The 17346-nt window shown below is 44.4% G+C and carries 12 protein-coding genes, 1 tRNA gene, 3 rRNA genes and 1 riboswitch (1 of these 17 only partly in view); of the genes, 13 read left to right on the forward strand and 3 right to left on the reverse strand.

Annotated elements, in window-relative coordinates; translation table 11 throughout:
• Positions 1-362: 362 nt before the first annotated feature.
• The 7 genes from PP175_RS00275 to PP175_RS00300 all read left to right on the forward strand — a co-directional run bounded on the left by PP175_RS00275 (position 363) and on the right by PP175_RS00300 (position 9542).
• On the forward strand, positions 363-2336 hold the full coding sequence (locus PP175_RS00275; RefSeq protein ID WP_272440953.1) for a PhoX family protein: 1974 nt from the start codon (positions 363-365) through the stop codon (positions 2334-2336).
• A gap of 401 nt (positions 2337-2737) precedes the next feature.
• Complete coding sequence (locus PP175_RS00280; RefSeq protein ID WP_272440954.1) at positions 2738-3637, forward strand: phosphatidylinositol-specific phospholipase C/glycerophosphodiester phosphodiesterase family protein; 900 nt, start codon at positions 2738-2740, stop codon at positions 3635-3637.
• 167 nt (positions 3638-3804) lie between these two features.
• A complete protein-coding gene (locus tag PP175_RS29795; RefSeq protein ID WP_442870407.1) occupies positions 3805-3918 on the forward strand; it encodes a Spo0E family sporulation regulatory protein-aspartic acid phosphatase in 114 nt (37 codons plus the stop codon).
• Positions 3919-4334: 416 nt separating this feature from the next.
• Positions 4335-5869 (forward strand): 16S ribosomal RNA (locus PP175_RS00285).
• Between the two features lie 98 nt (positions 5870-5967).
• Positions 5968-6084 (forward strand): 5S ribosomal RNA (rrf, locus tag PP175_RS00290).
• A 256-nt stretch (positions 6085-6340) separates the two neighbouring features.
• Positions 6341-9354, forward strand: a 23S ribosomal RNA gene (locus PP175_RS00295).
• Together the 16S, 23S and 5S rRNA genes with 1 tRNA gene alongside form the textbook arrangement of a ribosomal RNA operon.
• Before the next feature lie 112 nt (positions 9355-9466).
• Positions 9467-9542, forward strand: a tRNA-Met gene (locus tag PP175_RS00300).
• Positions 9543-9795: 253 nt separating this feature from the next.
• Here the strand turns inward: PP175_RS00300 and PP175_RS00305 are convergent.
• On the reverse strand, positions 9796-10047 hold the full coding sequence (locus PP175_RS00305) for a hypothetical protein (protein ID WP_272440955.1): 252 nt from the start codon (positions 10045-10047) through the stop codon (positions 9796-9798).
• A gap of 503 nt (positions 10048-10550) precedes the next feature.
• On the opposite strand from PP175_RS00305, the gene PP175_RS00310 reads away from it, so the two are divergent.
• Together PP175_RS00310 and PP175_RS00315 are read left to right on the forward strand one after the other, a co-directional pair.
• The gene (locus PP175_RS00310; RefSeq protein ID WP_272440957.1) at positions 10551-10751 is read left to right on the forward strand and encodes a cold-shock protein; all 201 of its coding nucleotides are present in this window, start codon (positions 10551-10553) and stop codon (positions 10749-10751) included.
• A gap of 173 nt (positions 10752-10924) precedes the next feature.
• On the forward strand, positions 10925-11197 hold the full coding sequence (locus PP175_RS00315; RefSeq protein WP_272440959.1) for a hypothetical protein: 273 nt from the start codon (positions 10925-10927) through the stop codon (positions 11195-11197).
• 69 nt (positions 11198-11266) lie between these two features.
• On the opposite strand, the gene PP175_RS00320 is transcribed toward PP175_RS00315, so the two are convergent.
• The gene (locus PP175_RS00320; RefSeq protein ID WP_272440960.1) at positions 11267-11761 is read right to left on the reverse strand and encodes a CarD family transcriptional regulator; all 495 of its coding nucleotides are present in this window, start codon (positions 11759-11761) and stop codon (positions 11267-11269) included.
• 429 nt (positions 11762-12190) lie between these two features.
• Positions 12191-14017 (reverse strand): APC family permease, encoded by a 1827-nt coding sequence (locus PP175_RS00325; protein WP_272440961.1) that lies wholly within the window; start codon positions 14015-14017, stop codon positions 12191-12193.
• Between the two features lie 176 nt (positions 14018-14193).
• A riboswitch (cyclic di-AMP (ydaO/yuaA leader) is annotated at positions 14194-14340 on the reverse strand.
• Positions 14341-14630: 290 nt separating this feature from the next.
• Between PP175_RS00325 and PP175_RS00330 the strand changes: the two genes are divergently transcribed.
• The 4 genes from PP175_RS00330 to PP175_RS00345 form a co-directional block, all read left to right on the forward strand.
• A complete protein-coding gene (locus tag PP175_RS00330; protein WP_272440962.1) occupies positions 14631-15116 on the forward strand; it encodes an FMN-binding protein in 486 nt (161 codons plus the stop codon).
• A gap of 13 nt (positions 15117-15129) precedes the next feature.
• A complete protein-coding gene (locus PP175_RS00335; RefSeq protein WP_272440963.1) occupies positions 15130-16050 on the forward strand; it encodes an FAD:protein FMN transferase in 921 nt (306 codons plus the stop codon).
• Positions 16047-16853, forward strand: a complete 807-nt coding sequence (locus PP175_RS00340) for an RnfABCDGE type electron transport complex subunit D (RefSeq protein ID WP_272440965.1) — start codon at positions 16047-16049, stop codon at positions 16851-16853. Before PP175_RS00335 ends, PP175_RS00340 begins: the two co-directional genes overlap by 4 nt.
• Before the next feature lie 118 nt (positions 16854-16971).
• Positions 16972-17346 carry the 5' portion of a cupredoxin domain-containing protein gene (locus tag PP175_RS00345; RefSeq protein WP_272440966.1) on the forward strand. 30 nt of this gene lie beyond the right edge of the window, so only the first 375 of its 405 coding nucleotides appear in the window; it begins with the start codon at positions 16972-16974; its stop codon lies off the right edge, out of view.

Here is a 17346-nt window from a genome sequence, read left to right on the forward strand (position 1 = left end):
AAAAAGCAGGGGCTTGTTTTATGTCCTGGTCCATTGGAAAAGCGGCTTACTCACATGGCTTTCCCGCCAGCACTTGGGAATTCGAGTCCCCTACGGCTCACTATGAAAACATTCATAAACGTCTCCTTTTGTTTCTTATCTAAGTGATAAGCGATGAAAGGAGACGTTTTTCGCGTTTATGGAGACAAAAATAAAACGATAAATTCATTAGAATTAAATTAGAAAATAATTAACATTAAATGAACAAAAGATTAATTTAACATTAATACTGCATTAATGGACATTCCCTATAATGAAGTTCATACACAGTAATTTATGGAAAAGTAAAAATACTTCAATCAGGAAGAAAAGGGGTTTGTCTCATGGATAAAAAAACGTTCAAGAAAAAAGGCATAATTGTTTCTATTTTAAGTATGGCTGTTTTAGTACCAGCAGTTTCACCTGCACAGGCGGCAAATAATGCATCGGCGAAAGTCAAATCTGTTGAATTTGTGGGCATGAATGCACCCGCTACGGCTGAAGATATGGCTAAGGTTTACTCAACGGCCAAAGTTCAGGTTACCTATACGAATGGAACGAAAAAAATATTTCCTCTCGCTTATAAAACGTTGATGAAATCAACAGCGAAAATAAACGGAGTCCAGGCAGGGGCGGCCCTCGATGTACACGGAAAGCCAATTATGGATAACAGTGTTCCCGGGAACCCCGTTCCTTTTGTTTCAGATAGCCCGGACTCAAATAGCTTAATGAAAATAAATGGGGCCGCTCCGACTGGAAAGGGCGGAAATCCTCTTTCTCTCATTACGCATTATGAATACATAACAAGCGATAACGCTGGTAAAAGTGCCTATGGTGTTGTACCGGCCTCTATGGGCTTAAGCACAATTGACCAAAACAAAAACACAGGCGAACTCAGGGTTACCGATTTGAAAAAAGTTGATTTTTCATCAGTAGGAGGGCTTTGGATTCCTTGTAATGGATCTTTAACACCATGGAATACGCATCTTAGCAGTGAAGAGTATGAACCGGATGCACGTGCTTACGAAAAGGATTCATCCCAAACCTATGTCTCCTCCTTTACAAAAAACTATTTTCAAGACGAAAAAAAGGTAGGTAATCCTTATTCATACGGTTATATACCGGAAGTTACTGTACATGCTGATCAGTCAACAAGTGTTGTCAAACATTATAGCTTGGGACGCTTCTCACATGAATTAGGAAAAGTTGCACCTGACAAAAAGACTGTTCTTTTTGGCGATGACGGCGGCAACACGATGATGTTTATGTATGTAGCAGATAAAGCCCAGGATTTATCTGCTGGTACTTTGTATGCGGCCAAATGGATGCAAACTTCTGATCAAAACGGCGGTTCGGCAAATCTGAAATGGATTCGGCTTGGTCATGCAACGGATAACGAAGTGAAGCAATTTATTGATAAAGGGATCAAGTTTAGTGATATATTCGAAACGGCTGAGAAGGATACTCCAGGCTTCACTAAGATCAAGTCGTATCCAAGTGGAAAGCTGGAATGGTTAAAGATAAAACCCGGGATGGAAAAAGCCGCTGCCTTTTTGGAATCCCGACGATATGGCGCAATCCTGGGTGCAACATCCGAATTCAATAAAATGGAAGGCGTAACAATAAACGCAAAAGACAATAAGCTATACATAGCTATGTCTTATGTAGAAGGCGGCATGGAAAAGGATGCAAAAGGTGAAGCCCAGGATGATATTCAACTGCCAAAAATCAAAGCGGGCGTAACGTATGAACTTAAGATGGAAGCGAGTCAAAAGGATAAGTCCGGTAAAGAGATTCAGAGCAAATATGTTCCATCCACGATCAAAGGATTGGTTGTGGGACAAGATCTTGCAAGTCCTGATGCAATAGGGAATACGGCGGACCCGAATAAAGTGGCCAATACAGATAACCTTTCCTTCTCTGAAGACTTACGGACCCTGTTTATCGGTGAAGACAGCGGAATGCATACGAATAACTTTGTATGGGCATACAACGTGGATACAGGTAAGCTCTCCCGCATTCTCTCTGTTCCGGCAGGTGGTGAAGCAACCGGATTACAGGCAGTGGATAATCTAAATGGTTTTAAATATGTGATGAGTAATTTCCAGCATCCAGGGGATGAGCTTGATAAATTTAAAATGCCTGAGGAGTTGAAGGCAGAAGTTATTAAACATATCAATGAGAACTTTGATAATAAACGTTCCGGTGCGATTGGTTATATCAGCGGATTGCCAGGCATACCAACTACGAAACATAACGGGGATGCGGAAGAACAGGGCAATCCAAACGGCAATCACAATGACAATCATCAGCACTAACGCTTAGAAAAATGGCCAAAGGGAACAAATGATGGCCTGAAAGCCTGTTAAAGTTAGATAAAAATGAAAGAAAATCCCCGTGCATTGTAAAGTGAACGGGGATTTATTCTTGGTATCGCGGCATATTTAACTTACAAAAAATTACAGGATAGAATGGCTGCTACATGCAGCCATTCACCAATGGCATTCGCTGGGGCTTGGAGGATGGTCGTACTTCGGTGACGGAGTTAATACCAGTTGCGAGTGTAAAAATGTAAAAGCTCTTATGAAGAGGTTGTAAAATATTTATTAGCATTGTAATTCTTTTACATATCGTCTTTGAATTTTAGCGGTGTAAGTATAGTATGATAGTCGAACGGTTGAACTCCACAAAATAATTTTAACTCAGAGGTGAAAAATCTATGAAAAAATTGTTGTTGGCGTTAACCTTGGTATTTGCCGCATGTATAATGCCCCTTTCAAGTGTTTGTTCTGCTGCTTCTACCTCTTCACACCAAGAGTCGGTTTTACCTCTTGCGAGAACCCATGCTCATAATGACTACGAGCATACGCTTCCGTTAACAGATGCAATAGCGCATGGATTTACAAGCGTTGAAGCCGACGTCTGGCTTGTGAACGGAGAGTTACTTGTTGCCCACGATCTCAAAGATGTACGTCCAGAACATACATTAAAATCCCTTTATCTTGATCCGTTGAAAGAAAGAGTCAACGGTAATCATGGATGGGTCTATCCTAACTATAAGCATGATGTAACCCTGCTGGTTGATGTTAAGTCTGAGGCCGCTTCTACGTATCGCGTTCTAGATGAACAGCTTCGTCGTTATCAGAGTATGATTACAAAATTCACGCCTTCAGGGGTGAAACCTGGTGCCATAACCGTTATTGTTTCAGGCAACCGTGCGCGTACGCTTATGGAGAATCAACCTGTTCGATATGCAGCCTATGACGGACGTATGAGCGATCTGGGTTCAAATGCTTCGAATCAGTTTATTCCCCTCATCAGTGACAACTGGACAAACCAATTTACCTGGATGGGAAAAGGGCAAATGCCTAAAGAGGAACAAGATAAACTCCATAGCATCATTTCCGCAGCTCATGCTAAGGGTCAGAAAGTTCGCTTCTGGGCTACTCCAGACAGCTCCTCCCCTGAAAGAGAAGCTATCTGGCATGAACTTTTGAATGCAGGTGTTGATATGATAAACACTGATGACTTGGCAGGTTTGCAGCAATTCCTCAAGGCAAATGACCCGCATCCGTCTGAGCCTCAAATTACATGGGAAACCAGCATGAAAAAGAAGTAGGGCGCATGGCTGTCATTAAATGCAAAGGTTATACAAGTGCAATCAAACCCGCTACCTTTATCGGTGGCGGGTATTTTTTATTAAAGTAAAATGTAAATTTTGCATTGATTAGGGTAAAAGTAAATTTTAACTTTATTAGGCATTAAACAAAAAAGGGAATGAAGATAATGGTCGTCTCTGTCACTACAAAGATTAGCGAGATGAGAAAGCAGATGATAAATGCAGCAAAAGAGTATGATTTAAACTTTCAACATCCGGATACAATTGGGATTACCATTTAAATCCTTTATTTTTTGTTTCAACTTATCCAAGAGAACTTGGTCAACATCTTCTAAAACATTCAGAATTTAATCGGTTCGTCACAATCATAACAGTATTGAAACTGATGGCCTTCCCTTGTTCTAACTTGAGTTGACCGAGAAATTTATTATTGCACATGTACATAAAAAGTGATATTATTTAGGTCTATCAATTCAATGGCTACTTTTTTTGTTTAAACACAACATGAATTGGAAAAAATAAGTTGTTGATTGATAAGGTAAAATGTTATAAGATAGTTAAGTCGCCGCTGATTGAGAGGCTGACTGATAGAGTTCCTTGAAAACTGAACAGTGAAATGCCAAATGTGCGATTGACCCAGAATTCAATTCTGGATTTTAAAGTAAGACCAGCTCGTATGAGCGAACAGCATCGAACCTTTTTGGAGAGTTTGATCCTGGCTCAGGACGAACGCTGGCGGCGTGCCTAATACATGCAAGTCGAGCGGACTTTGAGAAGCTTGCTTTTCAAAGTTAGCGGCGGACGGGTGAGTAACACGTGGGCAACCTGCCTGTAAGCCTGGGATAACTTCGGGAAACCGAAGCTAATACCGGATAGGATTCAGAACCGCATGGTTCTGGATGGAAAGTTTTCGGACACTTACAGATGGGCCCGCGGCGCATTAGCTAGTTGGTGGGGTAGTGGCCTACCAAGGCGACGATGCGTAGCCGACCTGAGAGGGTGATCGGCCACACTGGGACTGAGACACGGCCCAGACTCCTACGGGAGGCAGCAGTAGGGAATCTTCCGCAATGGACGAAAGTCTGACGGAGCAACGCCGCGTGAGCGATGAAGGTTTTCGGATCGTAAAGCTCTGTTGTCAGGGAAGAACCGCCGGGAAGACCTCCCGGTCTGACGGTACCTGACGAGAAAGCCCCGGCTAACTACGTGCCAGCAGCCGCGGTAATACGTAGGGGGCAAGCGTTGTCCGGAATTATTGGGCGTAAAGCGCGCGCAGGCGGTTTCTTAAGTCAGGTGTGAAAGCCCACGGCTCAACCGTGGAGGGCCACCTGAAACTGGGAGGCTTGAGTGCAGAAGAGGAGAGTGGAATTCCACGTGTAGCGGTGAAATGCGTAGAGATGTGGAGGAACACCAGTGGCGAAGGCGACTCTCTGGTCTGTAACTGACGCTGAGGCGCGAAAGCGTGGGGAGCAAACAGGATTAGATACCCTGGTAGTCCACGCCGTAAACGATGAGTGCTAGGTGTTGGGGACTCCAATCCTCAGTGCCGCAGCTAACGCAATAAGCACTCCGCCTGGGGAGTACGGCCGCAAGGCTGAAACTCAAAGGAATTGACGGGGACCCGCACAAGCGGTGGAGCATGTGGTTTAATTCGAAGCAACGCGAAGAACCTTACCAGGGCTTGACATCCCGCTGACCCCTCTGGAGACAGAGGCTTCCTTCGGGACAGCGGTGACAGGTGGTGCATGGTTGTCGTCAGCTCGTGTCGTGAGATGTTGGGTTAAGTCCCGCAACGAGCGCAACCCTTGTCCTTAGTTGCCAGCATTCAGTTGGGCACTCTAGGGAGACTGCCGTCGACAAGACGGAGGAAGGTGGGGATGACGTCAAATCATCATGCCCCTTATGTCCTGGGCTACACACGTGCTACAATGGATGGTACAACGGGCTGCTAACTCGCGAGAGTATGCCAATCCCTAAAAACCATTCTCAGTTCGGATTGCAGGCTGCAACTCGCCTGCATGAAGCCGGAATCGCTAGTAATCGCGGATCAGCATGCCGCGGTGAATACGTTCCCGGGTCTTGTACACACCGCCCGTCACACCACGAGAGTTTGCAACACCCGAAGTCGGTGAGGTAACCGTAAGGAGCCAGCCGCCGAAGGTGGGGCAGATGATTGGGGTGAAGTCGTAACAAGGTATCCGTACCGGAAGGTGCGGATGGATCACCTCCTTTCTATGGAGAATCGGCACACTGGCACTTTCACTGTTCAGTTTTCCAGGAACTTCTTCTTGGAATTGAATACAAAATGAGATACACTAAGTATCTTGCTGTCTGGCAGTTATGGCGAAGGGGTCACACCTGTTCCCATCCCGAACACAGAAGTTAAGTCCTTCAGCGCCGATGGTACTTGGGCGGCAACGCCCTGGGAGAGTAGGACATTGCCAGGCCGGCAACCTAACGGTTGCTGTCACATTGCACTTTGAAAACTGAATCATGGAAGAAACAATGCGCAATAGGAAAATCCAATTGTAAAAACCTTTTAGGTGAAACCGGATTTCCATGAAAGAAAGCGGCATGAGAAACGAGAGATTCAAGGCGCGGCAGGACCGAGCAGCGGAGCGTATGATTTTGATACGTGAGCAGCGCAGGGACAACGCAACGCAGAAGATCGACGTTGATCAGGACGCTTGATTGGAAACCAGAGGTTAAGCTATGAAGGGCACACGGTGGATGCCTAGGCGCCAGGAGCCGAAGAAGGACGTGGCGAACTGCGAAATGCTCCGGGGAGCTGTAAGCAAGCGTTAATCCGGAGATGTCCGAATGGGGAAACCCACGATTCGTAATGGGATCGTACTCCTGCCTGAATCCATAGGGCAGGTAGAGGCAGACCAGGGGAACTGAAACATCTAAGTACCCTGAGGAACAGAAAACAATAGTGATTCCGTAAGTAGCGGCGAGCGAACGCGGAGAAGCCCAAACCGGAAGGTTCGCCTTCCGGGGTTGTAGGGCGTCTCATATGGAGTTACAAAAGACGGTCATAGATGAAGCGGCCTGGAAAGGCCCGTCACAGAAGGTAACAACCCTGTAATCGAAATGGCTGTCTCTCCGAGACGTACCCTGAGTACCGCGAGACACGTGAAACCTCGTGGGAAGCTGGGAGGACCATCTCCCAAGGCTAAATACTACCTGGCGACCGATAGTGAACCAGTACCGTGAGGGAAAGGTGAAAAGCACCCCGGGAGGGGAGTGAAAGAGAACCTGAAACCGTGTGCCTACAATTAGTCGGAGCACATTAACTGTGTGACGGCGTGCCTTTTGTAGAATGAACCGGCGAGTTACGGTTGCGTGCAAGGTTAAGGTGAGAAGCCGGAGCCGCAGCGAAAGCGAGTCTGAACAGGGCGATTCAGTACGCAGCCGTAGACCCGAAACCGTGTGATCTACCCATGTCCAGGGTGAAGGTGCGGTAACACGCACTGGAGGCCCGAACCCACGCACGTTGAAAAGTGCGGGGATGAGGTGTGGGTAGCGGAGAAATTCCAATCGAACTCGGAGATAGCTGGTTCTCCCCGAAATAGCTTTAGGGCTAGCCTCGGATTTACTGTACCGGAGGTAGAGCACTGATTGGATGCGGGCCCCTCGCGGGGTACCAAATTCAGTCAAACTCCGAATGCCGGCTACAGATATCCGGGAGTCAGACTGCGAGTGCTAAGATCCGTAGTCAAAAGGGAAACAGCCCAGACCACCAGCTAAGGTCCCTAAATCTTCACTAAGTGGGAAACGATGTGGAGTTGCCCAGACAACCAGGATGTTGGCTTAGAAGCAGCCACCATTTAAAGAGTGCGTAATAGCTCACTGGTCGAGTGACTCTGCGCGGAAAATGTAACGGGGCTAAGTGAAGTACCGAAGCTGTGGCTTGACACCGTAGGTGTCAGGGGTAGGGGAGCGTTCCTGCAGCGGTGAAGCTCGACCGGAAGGACGGGTGGAGCGGCAGGAAGTGAGAATGCCGGTGTAAGTAGCGAAAAGAAGGGTGAGAATCCCTTCCGCCGAAAGCCTAAGGGTTCCTGAGGAAGGCTCGTCCTCTCAGGGTTAGTCGGGACCTAAGCCGAGGCCGAAAGGCGTAGGCGATGGACAACAGGTGGAAATTCCTGTACTACCTCTACTTCGCCCAGCCCTTTATATAATGAGGGGCCCCATGAAAGTAAATGAATCTGCTTCAAAGCCTTTTCATCACTTTCATGGGTATAGTGACGGAGGGACGCAGGAGGGTAAGGTAAGCAGACTGCTGGTTATGTCTGTCCAAACAATGAGGCGTGTGTATAGGCAAATCCGTACACTGTAACGCCGGGTTGTGATGGCGAGGGAAATTTAAGTACCGAAGTTCCTGATCTCACACTGCCAAGAAAAGCTTCTAGCGAGAAGTAAGGTACCCGTACCGCAAACCGACACAGGTAGGCGAGGAGAGAATCCTAAGGCGCGCGAGAAAACTCTTGCTAAGGAACTCGGCAAAATGACCCCGTAACTTCGGGAGAAGGGGTGCCCCGCTAGCGTGATAAGCGTGAGGGGGCCGCAGTGAAAAGGCCCAAGCGACTGTTTAGCAAAAACACAGGTCTCTGCGAAGCCGCAAGGCGAAGTATAGGGGCTGACGCCTGCCCGGTGCTGGAAGGTTAAGGGGAGCGGTTAGCGCGCAAGCGCGAAGCTGTGAACCGAAGCCCCAGTAAACGGCGGCCGTAACTATAACGGTCCTAAGGTAGCGAAATTCCTTGTCGGGTAAGTTCCGACCCGCACGAAAGGCGTAACGACTTGGGCACTGTCTCGGCAAGAGACTCGGTGAAATCATACTACCTGTGAAGATGCAGGTTACCCGCGACAAGACGGAAAGACCCCATGGAGCTTTACTGCAGCTTGATATTGAATGCTGGTATGATTTGTACAGGATAGGTGGGAGCCTTTGAACCCGGACCGCCAGGTTCGGTGGAGGCATCCTTGGGATACCACCCTGATTATGCCGGCCTTCTCACTCGCATCCCTTATCGGGATGGAGGACCGTGTCAGGTGGGCAGTTTGACTGGGGCGGTCGCCTCCTAAAGTGTAACGGAGGCGCCCAAAGGTTCCCTCAGAATGGTTGGAAATCATTCGCAGAGTGTAAAGGCACAAGGGAGCTTGACTGCGAGACCTACAAGTCGAGCAGGGACGAAAGTCGGGCTTAGTGATCCGGTGGTTCCGCATGGAAGGGCCATCGCTCAACGGATAAAAGCTACCCTGGGGATAACAGGCTTATCTCCCCCAAGAGTCCACATCGACGGGGAGGTTTGGCACCTCGATGTCGGCTCATCGCATCCTGGGGCTGAAGTAGGTCCCAAGGGTTGGGCTGTTCGCCCATTAAAGCGGTACGCGAGCTGGGTTCAGAACGTCGTGAGACAGTTCGGTCCCTATCTGTCGTGGGCGCAGGAAATTTGAGAGGAGCTGTCCTTAGTACGAGAGGACCGGGATGGACGCACCGCTGGTGCACCAGTTGTTCCGCCAGGAGCATCGCTGGGTAGCTATGTGCGGCCGGGATAAGCGCTGAAAGCATCTAAGCGTGAAGCCCCCCTCAAGATGAGATTTCCCACAGCATAAGCTGGTAAGACCCCTTATAGATGATGAGGTAGATAGGTTCGGGGTAGAAGTGCGGCAACGCATGGAGCTGACGAATACTAATAGGTCGAGGGCTTAACCCAAATTTTAAGGAATTCCTAACGCATCGTTCCTTCCAATTCAGTTTTGAAGGTGCAAAGAGTTTGATCTGTAAGTAGGTCAGTTGTTAAAGCAGTTGGTCTGCGGAGCTATTATCGCGGGGTGGAGCAGTCGGCAGCTCGTCGGGCTCATAACCCGAAGGTCACAGGTTCAAGTCCTGTCCCCGCAACCAAATTATTCATTCAACCTACGTTGATAATCACCTTGGCAAAGAATGAAATCAGTAGTACCCGTTAGGGTGCAACTAATACATAGTGCAAAATTGTATGGGGCATGGTTCAGACTCCTGTATTGATTCCAATCCAATCAAATGTTACATTAACTTCGTTCTTATATGATTTTTAATAAACAAAGAAGCCATCTACTTGTAAGATGGCTTCTTTGTTATTTCCCAAAAATTTTAAGGGGATTAACGCTTCTAATGGCTACAGGAATCCCGGTTTTTGCGTATTTTTTTTGTCGTCATCAGTGTTTAATAATATAATCCTGTTAATGGATGACATGGGAAAGATGTTTTCCCTTTCCGGGTATTTAGATTCGCTATCTTCCTTTAAGTAGATAAAATCCCTATCAGAATAAGTGATATATCCGTCTACATAAGAATTAACTCCATATTCGATTCGGACTAAATTGCGGTTTTGATTTATTTTTTGAAGTGTGCTTTCGATAGCATTCATATTTTTTCACCTCCTACCGTTTATTTCTATTAAAAAAATGATTCCCCTTTTGTGTTATACGGGAATTTTACAAATGGCTAACCATTATGGAAGAGATGAGGTTGTTCGATAACGTGTTAAAGGAGGAACACCATGAAAAACAAGTTACTCGGGCATTAGTATTTACCAATTTCCGTAATTTAACCAACATTGTAATTAGACCGCGCGTTTACATTCAAGCATCAAACAAACTGGGCATAATGCTTAGTTATTCTAGTGATTCATGTGTGGTGCAGTAAACATCAGATAGTATTTAAAGACGGAGTAGAATAATATTTACTTGTTGTTATTTGGGAATACATATGTTATGTTTAATTAAAGGCTTAAATATGTATTGATGTTTATAATTCACATGTTATCAGGTGTTATATATTCGATGTATATGTCGCGTGATAATATGTGAATTTTTATTTTCTACGGTAAATATCAACAGCATATTATAATATATCTTTTGGAGGTTCTTAATGAACACAGGTACAGTAAAATGGTTTAATGCAGAAAAAGGTTTTGGGTTTATCGAAGTTGAAGGTGGAGAAGATGTATTTGTACATTTTTCTGCAATCACTGGTGATGGATTTAAATCTCTTGAAGAAGGCCAGCGAGTAAGTTTTGACATTACTCAAGGTAATCGCGGAGCTCAAGCTGCAAACGTTGTGAAGTTATAAACTGTAAATGGTTAGGCTGTTAACAACAATGTTAGCAGCCTTTTTGATGTATAAAAAAGTATGAACCTTTCTTACACACAGATGCAACTTGAAGGCTAACTGCCTGCGCCAAAGGCTTGGTGATAGCTAAGTTTTCTAATTGCTAATAGGAATAATCGAGAGGAGGTTACCAGTTGACCAAAATAGATGGAGTTTTATTGACGGAAGCAGAGGTGCAGTTAATTAAGTGGTTACAAGACGAGATGTATGTTGACACGCTACTTGATATCAATACAGGAATTGAAAATAAAGCTAGGGAACTTGCTAAATTAGCTCAAGGATCGCTAAAGCAATTCCCAAACGAAGCAGAAAGGTTAGCCATTAGAAGTGCAAAAATGCACCAGTTTGTAGAACGATTAAGAGAGGTTAGCATGGTTAATATTGCTCAAAAGCAACAAAAAAAATAGCCCGAGGCTATTTGTTCTCTTACTATAAAAAATCTATTTAATTTGAAAGAACTTTTTAGCATGGCGTTCTTATCTATTTACTTGTTGATTTAAAAAATCAGATGCCTGCTTTTCAGTGCACTCTTTGACTAGTACCAGTTCACTAATTAAAATTCCCCATGCATTATCGAGCATTCTTTTTTCGCTTGTGTTAAGCACTTTTACATTGTTTCTGCGCTTTAAATCACGAACTACTTCAGCACCTTCTTGTAGATCGCCTGTTCGCATTTTATCCATATTTATGCGATATCTTTGGTTCCAAGGGAGTGACGGATTTGACTCTTCATTATGAAAAACGAGCAATGCGCTTTCTAATGTCAGTATATCGACGGCCAAACGTAAACCTACATTTAATTCCTTTCCCATCTGAACCATTATTTGAAGCTTACCAATTGGCATGTTTATTACATAATACCGCTGTTTCTCTCCTAGGATTTCCTTTTCCTCTATGGCTTCAATTACACCTGCACCATGCATTGGATAAACAATGTTGTCGCCAATTTGAAACAAAAAATCCACCTCCACTAAGTACCTTCCTTAAGGATACCTCACATGAAAAATAATAGCAAATTTAATATCGTATCATAATTAATGATTATAATTCAAGTTATTTGTATAAAAATTGTTTTTTAAATATTTTGTTTTGATAATGATATTCCCAATAAAGCCTGTGTTGCACAACATCAAGCACCAAACCATTCTTCGTTAATAAAATAAAAGACTAGGGGCAGGCTAAATCAAAAACTTTTAAATCTTAACTCGGTCTGGTATAATGAATTATCCAAATAGTATTGTTTAATTTGCATCAATCCCTTCCTTTTTGGAGGGGATTTTGCATTTATTTACTTCCTTCCTTCCTTAAACCTGTTTGAAACGAGAGGGTTTAATATAAGGTCTCAAAAGAAAGAGCCGTTTCCGAAATAGAAACGGTTCTTCATGATGTACAAAATAGCGTTACGAATGTAAATGAAAAGGTACCTTAACAAGGATAATATCTTTTCGTCTCAACAGCGCCCGCTCAATAAAGTAGGCGGATTGGTTATGCAGAGCCCTCTGCCACCTCTTCCTCGTGATAAATATTGGGAGTACGACGGTTATCTCGAACTTATCGCCTGCCCGGCGCTGTACCTGGTCAATAAATCGGAGCAGAGGACCTTTAATGCTTCGATAACGGGAATAAAAGGTCTCTAACCGGATGTCTATATCCCATGCTTTCCATTTTTCCTTGAACTTTTCCTCTTCCTCTTTATTAAGAGCGACATGGAACGCGACAATTTGTTCTGCCGGGCTTGACTCTAATGCATATTCAAGCGAATTTCGAACCACGCGGTTAATGCCTCCAACCGGAACAATCATAAGTGTTCTCTTCAGCGTAAGTGGTTCATCAATGTCCATTTTTAACTGTCTGGCAACACTTGCATAATGGTGTTTGATTTTAAACATGACCCATACAAGAACCGGGATGATAATGGCAATGGTCCAGGCTCCTGCGGAGAACTTTTCTACAAGGGAAATGATAACAACGGAAAAGGACATGATGGCACCGAGGCCATTGATAAATACTTTCGCCCTCCAACCAGCGGGCATTTCTTTCATCCATTTTTTAACCATACCTGTTTGCGCAATGGTAAAGGAAAGAAAGACACCAATCGCGTACAAGGGAACAAGGGCATCTGTCTTGGCGTTAAATCCGACAATCAACAGAATCGACATAAGTGAAAGTACTATAATGCCAAAATTCAACGAAAGCCGATCACCTCTGGCAGAGAACTGCCGGGGCATATAACCGTCCTGTGCTACGATAGAAGCCAGTAGCGGAAAACCGGAGAAGGCCGTATTCGTTGCAAGGAACAGAACAAGGGCCGTTGAGAATTGTACGGAATAAAACAGCCATGAATGGCCAAAAAGATGAGCCGCCACCTGAGCTAGGACGGTTGGATTTCCTGTCGGCGATGGCGCAATAGCATACATATTTGCTAAGAGGGTAATGCCAAGAAACATAATAAATAACAAAATACCCAGATATAAAAGAGTGCCCTTGGCATTTTTCACTGTAGGATCACGAAAGGCGGGCGTCGCATTGGAGACGGCCTCGACCCCTGTTAAAGCCGAACAGCCGGATGAAAACGCCCGGAGTAGGACATAGAGCGTCACCCCTTGCGGAATGTGTGCCGGCATAGGAATGGATGCCGAAGGAACGCCATGCATCAGCACCTGAAACAAACCTGCAATCAATAGTACAAAAATGTTTAGGATAAAGAAGTAGGTTGGAAAGGCAAAAATGGTACCGGCCTCACGCAAGCCCCGCATATTGATAAACGCTACAAGTAAAACACCAAGTACGGAGAGTACAACGTTCCAGGGTACGAGCTGTGGAAAGGCCGATGTGATGGCTGCGACACCTGCTGTCGAAGATACGGCTACCGTTAACGTATAATCGACTAGAAGCGCCGCGCAGGCAACTAATGCCAGGAGTGGATTAAAGTTTTCTTTTGCTACCGCATAAGCGCCGCCACCTTTCGGGTACCCGTTAATAACCTGCCGATATGAGATGATCAGGGTAAAAAGCAGAAGCACAATAACCAGTGCGATGGGGAGACTGAACCACCTGGCCGCTACACCATAAGAAACAAGGGCAATTAATATCGATTCCGTCCCGTACGCAACGGACGACAAGGCGTCGGAAGATAGGATGGGAAGCGCCATCCACTTTGGCATCCTTTCATCCTGAAGTGCTTCTGTTGAAAGTGGGCGTCCGAATAAAAAATGTTTGATTTTCATTGTGTTTCCAGCTCCTACTACTTATCAGTTTTTTTATTTTCTGCTTATCGTCGTTATTTATTAATCCCTTCGCATTTTTTATTGCTTTTAGCGCCCCCTTTTTGGCATATAAAAAAGACCATAGCACAGGAAAGAGCAGGCGAAATAAAAAAAGCCCTTCCTTTGGATGGTCCTTAGACCTCCTTCGCTTTAGCTGACGAAGTTAGCTGACGGGTAGGATGGCGAAAGAGTATACTCTCATCCCTCCTTACAACGAGTAAGGATTAACCCCAATTGATTGGTTCCTCCGCTTCCGGATATCCGGAATTAAGCCGAATTTGTAGTTGTTTTCATGTAACTCATTATAAGTGGGCGATTTTAAAAAACAAAACACGCATAAAATTGTATAATAACCAAATTCAGCCTTCCTATCCTAATAAAGTGCTAAAAGAATTGCCATTCTTAGAGAATCTCCATTTTTCTTTGTTTTATAAGTAGCCAATAAACCAGCAGGTGTGTATCTACACCACAAAAATGTTCAAGCTGCAGCTACTGGTTTCACTATTTTTTCATTCTCAACATGTATCATTTTACGAAGAAATTAAATTGTACTAATTAGGCGGGTAAAAATTGCATGTCAGCAAACAAAAACCATAATGGTAATAAAATGAGTAACCGTTTGATAGCGGTTTGCTCGGTAGCAGTTGGCGTTATATATACTTCGGGGTACGTTGTTACAGAACTACACACCAAAGAAGTCACAGCAATCAATCAAAAAATCACGGGTGCCTCATCTGTCCAGCCAGAAACGGTGCCTGCAGCTTCTTCTATCGGTTCTTCAGGTACAAAGGCTAAATATCGGGACGGAACTTATCATGGCCAGGGAAGCAACCATATTGGCTCGATTGAAGTAGCTGTCAGCATTAAAAATGGAAAAATAAGCACTGTTGAAATCACCAACTGTACCACCAGCTATCCAGAGTCTTACGTAAGTGATTTACCCAGGCAAGTGGTGGGAAGACAAAGCTCAAATGTAGACGTGGTATCGGGTGCAACAAGAAGTACAGAGGATTTTCAGGCGGCTGTAGATGAAGCCCTTCAGCAAGCCATGAGTGGTTAGAGGAGGATGCGTATTGCGTAGAGATACTTTTAAAAAGACGGTTCTTTTTATGGATACCACTGTTTCGATTACCGTTATTTCCTCTTCTTACTCAGAACAACAAGCGCAGGCATCGATGGCAAAGGCTTTTGAAGCATTTAGATTAATTGAAACGTTATGCAGCCGCTTTGATGAACAAAGCGCAATTATGCAATTATCACAAACAATAAATATCCCTGTGGCAGTCAACCCTCTATTATTTGATGCCATTCATTTCGCAATTGAAATTGCCAATCTTACAGGGGGGGCGTTTGACCCTACAGTAGGGAAAGCAATGGAGGAGCGGGGATTTAACCGTCATTATTTAACGGGTGAGCACATCATCTCGGTATGGGAATCGAATTCATCAGTTAGTTATAAGGACATTGTCCTGGATGAAAAAAACAAAACCATTTGTCTGAAGCAACCCTTAATTATGGACCTTGGAGCGGTGGCAAAGGGATTCGCCGTTGATTTGGCTTCAAGAGCGTTGACTCATTTTGACGGTTTTGTTATTGACGCAGGAGGGGATGTATTTGTGAGTGGGACCAGTGAACGGGATGAACTGTGGAAAATTGGCATCCAACATCCGCTGAACCGGGATGAAACGATATGCTCTGTACAACTTTCTAATATGGCAGTTTGCACTTCGGGCAGCTATGAACGAAAAAGTCCCGTGAACGATCATATTCACCATTTAATCAACCCAAAAACAAACGAACCCCAAAACGAATTGGTCAGTTGTACAGTGTTGGCCCCTTTTGCAATGATGGCAGATGCCTTATCTACGGCCGTTTTCATTCTAGGTAAAGAGCCAGGAATCCAGCTATTAGAAGAATCGGAATTAGGGGGCGTTTTAATTTCACCCTCTTTGGATGTACACTTTACGAAAGAGATGGAAAACTATTTGTTATGAGTTTAGTAAGTCAACCCAAACCGACCTTCAATTGGCTCCCTTCGTCCTATTTGAAGACCCCAAAAGGCTATGTTCTTATGGTGGTCCTCATCCTGAGTGTTATAGCTGGATTTGGCTCTAACGATTTTGCAGGCTTCAAAAATGTAGGTATTGCCGTTTTTACTGCGGTACTGCTAGATGTGCTCTTCGCCCTTCGGCAAAACAGAAAACGCATTTTTCCGGATGGATCCGTTATTACCGGACTGATTATCGGTATTATACTAAGCCCCGCAACTCCTTGGTATTTAACTGTTGTAACTTCGATGTTTGGCATTATTTCTAAGCACTTGTTTAAGCTAAAAAGGAAGCCGATCTTCAATCCGGCAGCTTTTGGGTTATTTGCTGCCTGCTTTTTGTCAGCAGGCCAAAGCTGGTGGGCCGCACTTCCCGAATTACCGGGATGGTGTATTGTTTTCTTATTAGTAGGCGGATTTATGATCACCAAACGGATTAATAAATTCCCACTTGTTTTTGCTTTTCTGGGTGTCTATTTTCTGGTAGTTTTATTTATGGGCCTATTTAATGTTGGAGATGCGTTAGATGCTTTACGGACACCTTATGTAAACTCGACGTTATTCTTAGCCTTTTTTATGCTGACTGATCCCCCTACTTCGCCTGTCACCTACAAACAGCAGATCATCTTTGGAGGGCTAGCTGCTTTGGTCGCGTTATTTATTTATGTACAATTTCAATGGCTGGGTTTTCTGTTACTAGGATTGCTGGCAGCTAATGTTTGGTTTACGATAAATAAAAGTTTAAAATAAACGAAGGCGGATACAATGATAGGTAGTAGATTTTTAGAGTTTATATCTTTAAAACTTTATCGATTGTATGTAAAGTAGAACAACTTTTTTGGTGATTGTGACGAATGGAGGTACTAGAATGAAAAAGAAAACGGCGATTTTATTTGCAATTTCTGCATTAACGGTTTCTATGTTAAGCGCTTGTGGGACTAGTACGAAACAGCCTGATAATTCCTCTGCTCCAACTGCCCCATCTTCAGGCAGTAAAGCTTTTACAGGCAAAACAGAAGTGGTTAAGATTACAGCAAAGAATTTTGCGTTTGATAAAAAAGAGATTCATGTCAAAAAAGGGGACAAAGTTAAGGTTACACTGGCAAGTGTTGATGGTTATCATGGGCTGCAGATTCCTGAGTATAATGTAAATCTCCAAGGGAATCAGACTGCGGAGTTTATCGCAGACAAGCCGGGTACATTTGAGTATCACTGTTCGGTTATGTGTGGAACTGGCCACGAT

The sequence above is a fragment of the Aneurinibacillus sp. Ricciae_BoGa-3 genome (assembly GCF_028421645.1).
Lineage (GTDB): Bacteria > Bacillota > Bacilli > Aneurinibacillales > Aneurinibacillaceae > Aneurinibacillus_B.